Source organism: Paenibacillus ihuae, assembly GCF_001368795.1.
Lineage (GTDB): Bacteria > Bacillota > Bacilli > Paenibacillales > Paenibacillaceae > Paenibacillus_AQ > Paenibacillus_AQ ihuae.
On the sequence record NZ_LN831198.1, the window covers coordinates 3,993,656 to 4,001,357 of the forward strand.

The following is a 7,702-nucleotide window of genomic DNA, read 5'->3' on the forward strand; positions in this document are numbered from 1 at the left end:
GGCCGGCATCGTCCCAAGGCACGGTGGAGATCAGCTTCTCGCGGATCAGGAACTGCGAGAAATCTTCGCCGGATTCGAAGCGGCGTCCGCCTTTAACACCTTTAGGTGCAGCTACATACAGGAAGAACGAGCCCTTCGGCTTCTCGGCTTTGAAGCCCAGGCTGTTCAGCGCATCCACAAGCATGTTGTGGCGGCGGGAATACTTGGCAGCAATAGCTTCGGTGATCTGCGGATTAGCCAGACCGTAAGCGGCAGCTTTTTGAATAGCGATAAATTGACCGGAGTCATTATTGTCCTTCACGTCGCTGAATGCCTTCACAACCAGCGGGTTGCCGGCTACAAACCCGATTCTCCAGCCAGTCATGTTATAGGACTTGGAGAGGGAGTGCAGTTCTACGCCGACATCCTTCGCACCCGGAACGGACAGGAAGCTAAGCGGCTTCACTCCATCATAAGTCAAGGCAGCATAGGGAGCGTCATGGATAACTACGACATTATATTTTTTGGCCCAGTCTACAACAGTGCTGAAAAATTCAGGCGTTGCGCTTGCGCCGGTAGGGTTGTTCGGATAGTTCAGATAGAGCAGCTTCGCCTTGCGGGCGATGTCTTCCGGAATGGAGTTCAAGTCAGGCAGGAAGTTGTTTTCCTTCTTGAGTTCCACGGTGTAGACTTGTCCGCCTAAGTATTTGGTGTGGGTGCCCAGCACCGGATATCCCGGAATGGTCATGATTGTGATATCGCCCGGATTGATGAAGCAGGATGGCAGCATCGCCAAAGCCGGCTTTGAACCGATGGAGTGCACCACTTCGTTCACCGGATCAATGCCGTCAACCTGGAATACTTCCTTCAGGTAAGCGGCAGCCGCTGCTTTGAATTCAGGAATACCGTTATCGGAATAACCGCGGTTCTCTTCTTTGGCAGCTTCGAGTGCAAGCTTGGCGACAATGCCTTCATCAGCCATTTCGTCCGGTTCGCCTACGCCCATGTCAATCAGTTCAATGTTAGGAAAATCCTGCTTCGCCGAAGCTTTAGCGCGTTTGATTTTCTCAAATTTATAAATGTTAGTATCTTTACCGTAGTTCGCGCCGCCGATGCGGTCTGCAAAATTAGTCTGAATAAAGGTGTTCTGGTATTGTTCAATACTCATAATCTTGTTCTCATCTCCTGGCATTTTTTGTAACCCATGATTGATTATCTTTACATCTTATATCCTAAATATGAAGGAAAGCCGCCTTCAAAACCATGGATTTATCATCACTTCATTTGTACTTATCTGCTGCGCAGTGTAAACAGCACTTCTTCCATATCTGCAGGAATCGGTCTGCTATATTCCATATACTGTCCTGTCGAAGGATGCACGAAGCCCAGTACAGCGGCATGCAGAGCCTGTCCAGCCATGGTGGTCCCTTTACTGCGCCCGTATACCGGATCCCCGACCAGCGGATGACCGATAAACTTCATATGCACGCGGATCTGGTGTGTACGCCCCGTCTCCAGCTGCAGCTCCAGCAGGGTACAATCGCCAAAGCGCTCCAGCACGGTAAAATGCGTCACCGACCGCTTGCTGTTCTTCTCAGTTACCGTATATAACTTACGGTCATGGGGGTCGCGGCCGATCGGTGCATCCACAGTTCCCTTGTCATGCGACAAGTTGCCGTGCACTACAGCGATATAGCGGCGCGTTACGCTATGCTCTTTGAGCTGTGCGGCAAGCGAGGCGTGACTGGCGTCATTTTTGGCTGCCATAATCAGGCCCGAGGTGTCCTTGTCGATGCGGTGCACAATGCCCGGGCGGATCTCGCCGTTAATGCCGGACAGATCCTTGCAGTGATGCATCAGCGCATTGACCAGGGTACCCGAAGGATGCCCTGCTGCCGGGTGAACAACCATGCCGCGCGGCTTGTTGACAACAATGACATCGCTGTCCTCATAAACCACGTCAAGCGGTATATCTTCCGCCACCAGATCGGTCACTTCCGGCTCTGGAACGGTAACCGCCACAACATCGCCTTCAGTCAGCTTATAATTCGCTTTTACGGGAGCACCGTTTACCGTAACATGTCCGTTGCTGATCCACAGCTGCACCTGAGAACGGGAAATATCCTCTTCCCAGGACTCAGTGATATATTTATCGATCCGTTCCTTAGCATTTTCTGCAATAACCGTCCATTCGGTGACGTCCTTATCTTCTTCGGAGGCGGCCCCAGCCGCCATCTCTTTGACGTCCTTATTCAAATCATTCATTCCCTTCTTTGACTTCCTTGGATTCCTTGATTTCGGTAATATCTTCTCCGCCCTTCATATCCCGCAGCGTATCGAGAATAATCAGCCCTACCCCAATCACGATGCAGGAGTCGGCCACATTGAAAATCGGGAAGGTATAGCTGCCGAAATTGAACATCAGGAAATCTACAACTTCGCCGTTCAGCAACCGGTCCAAAAAGTTGCCGACCGCTCCGCCAAGCACTAGTGCCAGCGCAGTAGGCAGCAGTTTGCGGGTCTTCCGGGCTTTGTTAAGGTACCAGACGATACCGACAACAACGATAACCGTAATCAAAATGAAGAACCATTGCTGTCCTTCAAGAATTCCGAAAGCGGCTCCACGATTGCGGTGAGAGGTAATAATAAAGAAATTCTTAATAACCGGAATCTGCTCAGCGATCTCCAGCCGGGTAGCAATGACATATTTGGTACCCTGGTCAATCAAAAATACAATAAGCGCAATCAGAAAGTACACCACAGAAGTTGTCACTCCGTTCTTATTTTTCCCGCGGACGCGGTACGAATACTGAATAAAGACTTGTATATTGTAGCACAGGCCTCAAGAACCCGTCCATTGCAGGCCTTTAGCAAACGGCCTCTTACTCAGAACTATTTTCCAGCGGTAAAATAACGTTCCTCAGGTCAAGCTATCAAAGGAAGAACCGGTGTAAGCTGCCGGTAAGCATCAGCACCTGAAAGGAGCATAGGGCCCTATGAGCCGACTGACACCACAGCAGCTTGGAGAGCTGCATACCCTACTACTTCAGCAGCAGCAGGAAATCAGCCACCGTCTGCAAAACAACGGGCATTATGGACTGCAGGAATCCCTGCGGGATAACACTGGAGAGCTGTCCACCAACGACAATCATCCCGGCGATGCCGCAACAGAGCTGTATCACCGCTCTATGGACATTTCGCTTGTGGAACGGGACGAACATGAGCTCGAGGAAATCGATGATGCCCTGAAAGCGATGGATGAGGGCAGCTACGGCAGCTGCGCCGTCTGTGGACAGGACATTCCATATGAACGCTTGTCCGTTGTCCCTGCAACCCGGTATTGCAAAGAGCATAATCCCCGCCAGTTTTCCCCGTTTACACGGCCGGCGGAAGAAGAATTTCTGTCGCCTCCCTTTGGACGGACCAGCCTCGATGAACGAGAGGAGCAAAACGGCTTCGACGGCGAAGATGCCTGGCAGATTGTTGAAAGCTATGGCAGCTCGAACTCCCCGGCCATGGCCGAAGATAATGAGATCCACTCGTATAATGACATGGAGATCGAAGCCGATGAGACCGAGGGCTTTGTAGAACCATGGGAAAATTTTGTCGCCACGGATATTGCCGGCAATCATCTCACCATTATCAAAGGAAACAGCTACCGCCACTATATGGATTCCGAGGAAGGCAGCTATCTCCTGGACCCGAATAGAAAAGTAGACAGGGAGTAGCCATGGGCTGCTCCTTTTCTCACATTAAACTCAGAAGACTGCCCCGCTAAAAGGTCTTCAGCTCCAGCTGATGCTGGACGATCCGGACAATGTCAGCAATATAATCCCCGATGATCGGCAGATTGAGCGCGCCAAGCACCTGCAGGACATAAATAATGGTTGCGGCAAAAAAAGTAAAACCAAGCGCGATCCCCACCCCGCGGGCCGTCCCCGCCAGCACATTGAGCCAGATTAAGCGAAAAGGGGAGTGCAGCAGCTCCGTATAGTCCGCGATCCGCGACTTCTCCATCTGCTGGGCCAGTCCGGTAGTCAGCCGGTAGACAGCATTCAGCTTTTCTTCCTGCGTAATTTGCGTCTCCTCCTTCGTATCAGGCTGCCTCTCCCTATCCTGTTCCGAATTGAGGTTTGCCTGCGATGTCTTAATGGAGATTCTCCCGTTATAGATGGAATTGTTGTGCTCCTGTTCCCTACCCGCCACCCTTGATAGCCCCTTCCACGGTATTCTCAGCAACCCGTCCTGCCTGCCCTTTGCCGCAAATAAAAAGTCCGGCCCTGATAGAGAGGATCTCTCCAGGAACACGGACTCGTTATTGTACGCCTTAGATAAAGATGTTCTGCAATCGATCTCTATCTTCACGCAGTAACGGCATCCTGTAAGCGGTACGGGTACCGTTCACTAAGGGAAAGCACACGCCCTTGGTTCAGGGCTGCCTGGACGTTTCTTCTTATGCCGCTAGTATATGCCATTTGGGAACAGGTAATGCACAGCAGGCGCGCAGGTCTTAAGCCCCGATAAAGATCCCGATGGATCTTCCGCCCGCATCCACGGTCTCAAAGCTATGATCGCCGTCAAAATCAACCGTAGTCACCAGGACATTCTCACGCAGCACATGTTCAAATGCGGTGACGGCTGCTTTCAACTCGTCATCCAGCTGCAGTGAAAGGGCAATCCGTTTCTCAATCGCCAGATCCTGACGTTTGCGGGTATCCTGCACGGCACGGATGATTTCGCGCACCCAGCCCTCTTGCTCAAGTTCCGGCGTGATCTCGGTATTCAGCGCCACGGTCAGACCATATCCGGAGGCGGCAGCAAATCCCGCTTTAGCCTGCTTCTCAACCAGCAGCTCTTCGGCAGTAATCTGCAGCTCTTCGCCTTCCGGTGAGACAATCGCAACGATGCCCGCGCTCACGGCTTTGCGGGTAGCTTCGCTGTCCATACCTTTCAGGAAGCCCTGCAGGAAGCCGACGTTTTTGCCGTATTTCTTGCCTGCTACCTTGAGGTTCAGCTTCAGGGTGAAGTCGACAAAGCCGCTGTCGCTGTTCTCCAGGACAATATGCTTAACGTTGATCTCATCCTTGATGATCTCCTCATAGTCTGCGATATCCAAATTGCGGTCCAGGGAAACAATCAGCTCAGACAATGGCTGACGGTTCTTGATGCCGGTCTCGTTGCGCACGTTACGGGCCAGCTCCACAATACCTCTGGCACTTTCCATATCGCGTTCCAGCTCAAGGTCGATCAGGCTTTCATCAGCCTTAGGATAATCCGCCAGATGCACACTTTCCCCGCCGCCCAGGTTCGTGAAGATGTCCTCAGACAGCATCGGTGTGAACGGAGCCATCAGTGTAGCTGTAGTAAGCAGCACATGTGTCAGTGTCCGGTAAGCGTCCAGCTTTTCTTCGCCAAGACCGCTGCCCCAGAACCGGTCACGGGAACGGCGGATGTACCAGTTGCTCAGCTCATCCACAAAGTTCTCGATCGCTTTGGACGTGTTGACGAAGTCATTGATGGCAAGGCCCTTATCCACCAGCAGAATCAGGCTGTTCAGGCGGGAGAGAATCCAGCGGTCCAGCTTATGCTCCGAAACCTTGAACGGATGATCCGCAGGATCATAGCCGTCAATACCGGCGTACAGCGTCAGGAATGCATGGGTATTAACGAGTGTATCTACTACCTTAGATTTGGTCTCGCCGACCAGACCGCGTGAGAAGCGCTTGTTGTTCCATGGCGCACTGTCGGACAGGATCGCCCAACGGAAGGCGTCCGTGCCGTACTCGTTCATGATTTCCCAAGGGTCAATAACATTACCTTTGGATTTGGACATCTTTTGGCCGTTCTCATCGAAGATGTGGCCGTGGGCGATAACCGCCTTGTATGGCGCCTTGCCTTTGAACAGTGTCGATACCGCAAGCAGGCTGTAGAACCAGCCGCGTGTCTGGTCGATTCCTTCGCAGATCATATCCGCCGGATACTGATCCTCGAAGGTATCATTGTTCTCGAACGGATAGTGGCTCTGTGCAAACGGCATCGATCCGCTGTCGAACCAGACGTCGATGACTTCCGGCGTGCGCACCATCACTCCGCCTTCGCTGAACGGGCTGCGCAGCTTGATATTATCCACATACGGCTTGTGCAGCTCGATGTCCTCTGCAACTTCGCCGATTGCCATCGAACGCAGCTCAGCGATGCTGTGCGGTGCGAATTCCTTGCCGGTGTCCTGGCAGACCCACACGTTCAGCGGTGTACCCCAGTAGCGGTTACGGCTGATATTCCAGTCGACCAGCTCTTCCAGGAACTTGCCGAAGCGGCCTTCCCGCACGTGATCCGGATACCAGTCCACGGTGTTATTGTTAGCGATTAGCTGATCCTTGATTGCTGTCGTCTGGATGAACCAGCTGTCTGTTGCATAATAGAGCAGCGGTGTATCACAGCGCCAGCAGAACGGATAGCTGTGCTCGTATTTCTCTTTATTATAGAGCAGTCCTTTTTCGGACAGCACCTTGATGATATCCAAATCAACGTCTTTGACGAACCGTCCGGCAAAATCGCTCACCACACCGGTATATTTACCGGAAGTATCCACGACATTGACAAAGCTGATGCCATTCTCACGGCAGCTCTTATAGTCATCTTCACCATGCGCGGGAGCCATGTGCACGATCCCGGTACCGCTGGAATCAGTAACAAAGGACGCGCCTACGATTACATTGTGCTTCTCAGCCTGGATATAGCTGAACGGCGGAGTATAGCTCTGGCCGATAAAATCTGCACCCGTGTGAGTGGACAGAATGGTGTAGTCACCTTTCAGCACTTCTTCCACCAGGTTCTTAGCCAGGATATATACGCCGTCTTCCTGCTGGGCACGCACATATTCCATCTCCGGGTTCATAGCCAGCGCCATGTGCGCCGGTAGCGTCCAAGGTGTAGTCGTCCAGGCCAGTACATAGTCTCCGCTGCCTTCGAGCTTGAATTTAGCTGTAGCACTCAGGTCTTTGACTGTCTTGTAGCCCTGTGCCACTTCATGGGAGCTCAGCGTCGTCTGGCAGCTAGGGCAGTAAGGGCTAACGCGGTGACCGCGGTACATCAGGCCTTTCTCGTGTACCGTAGCCAGGATGTTCCATACGCTCTCGATGTAGGTATTGTCCAGTGTCACATAAGGATTATCCAGATCGGTCCAGTAGCCGATCGCTTCCGTGAACTCACGCCACTGCTTCTCGTAGCCGAATACACTTTCCTTACATTCCTTGATGAATTTCTCTACACCGTATTCTTCGATATCCTGCTTGCCGGAAATGCCGAGCTTCTTCTGCACGCCGAGTTCAACCGGCAGGCCGTGGGTATCCCAGCCGGCCTTGCGCACAACGCGGAAGCCCTTCATCGTCTGGTAACGGCCGATAAAGTCCTTGATGACCCGGCCCAGCACGTGCCCGATATGCGGCACACCGTTCGCGGTTGGAGGTCCTTCATAGAATACATAGTTCGGGCGTCCCGCACGGTTCTCCATGGATCTGCGGAACGTATTTTCGTCGCTCCATTTCTTCAAGATGCGGACATCTCTGGCCCGCGCCTTCTCTTTGACATCTACCTTTTGCATGAGGGTCAATCCTTTCAATGGTGGTGTAATCCGAAACCCGGTTTCAAAAGCTTTTTCGATCCCCCTAAATCCCCCTTGGAAGGGGTATTTAGGGGGATAAGACGCAACGAGCGCCATCCC

Annotated in this window: 6 protein-coding genes; 1 reads left to right on the forward strand and 5 read right to left on the reverse strand. The window is 52.5% G+C overall.

The window, feature by feature from the left end; translation table 11 throughout:
• The 3 genes from AQR02_RS18475 to lspA form a co-directional block, all read right to left on the reverse strand.
• Positions 1–1,147: LL-diaminopimelate aminotransferase (locus AQR02_RS18475; protein ID WP_054941733.1), on the reverse strand; the 1,147-nt coding region annotated here is incomplete at its 3' end.
• A 122-nt stretch (positions 1,148–1,269) separates the two neighbouring features.
• Entirely contained in the window at positions 1,270–2,244 is a 975-nt protein-coding gene (locus AQR02_RS18480) for an RluA family pseudouridine synthase (RefSeq protein ID WP_054941734.1), read from the reverse strand.
• The gene (lspA, locus tag AQR02_RS18485; RefSeq protein WP_054941735.1) at positions 2,237–2,740 is read right to left on the reverse strand and encodes a signal peptidase II; all 504 of its coding nucleotides are present in this window, start codon (positions 2,738–2,740) and stop codon (positions 2,237–2,239) included. The genes AQR02_RS18480 and lspA overlap by 8 nt, the downstream gene beginning before the upstream one ends.
• Before the next feature lie 235 nt (positions 2,741–2,975).
• On the opposite strand from lspA, the gene AQR02_RS18490 reads away from it, so the two are divergent.
• Positions 2,976–3,707, forward strand: coding sequence for a TraR/DksA C4-type zinc finger protein (locus AQR02_RS18490; protein ID WP_054941736.1), 732 nt, complete (start codon positions 2,976–2,978; stop codon positions 3,705–3,707).
• 46 nt (positions 3,708–3,753) lie between these two features.
• On the opposite strand, the gene AQR02_RS18495 is transcribed toward AQR02_RS18490, so the two are convergent.
• Together AQR02_RS18495 and ileS are read right to left on the reverse strand one after the other, a co-directional pair.
• Positions 3,754–4,056, reverse strand: a complete 303-nt coding sequence (locus AQR02_RS18495) for a DUF5665 domain-containing protein (protein WP_054942160.1) — start codon at positions 4,054–4,056, stop codon at positions 3,754–3,756.
• Between the two features lie 433 nt (positions 4,057–4,489).
• On the reverse strand, positions 4,490–7,582 hold the full coding sequence (gene ileS / locus AQR02_RS18500; protein ID WP_054941737.1) for an isoleucine--tRNA ligase: 3,093 nt from the start codon (positions 7,580–7,582) through the stop codon (positions 4,490–4,492).
• Between the last annotated feature and the right edge of the window lie 120 nt (positions 7,583–7,702).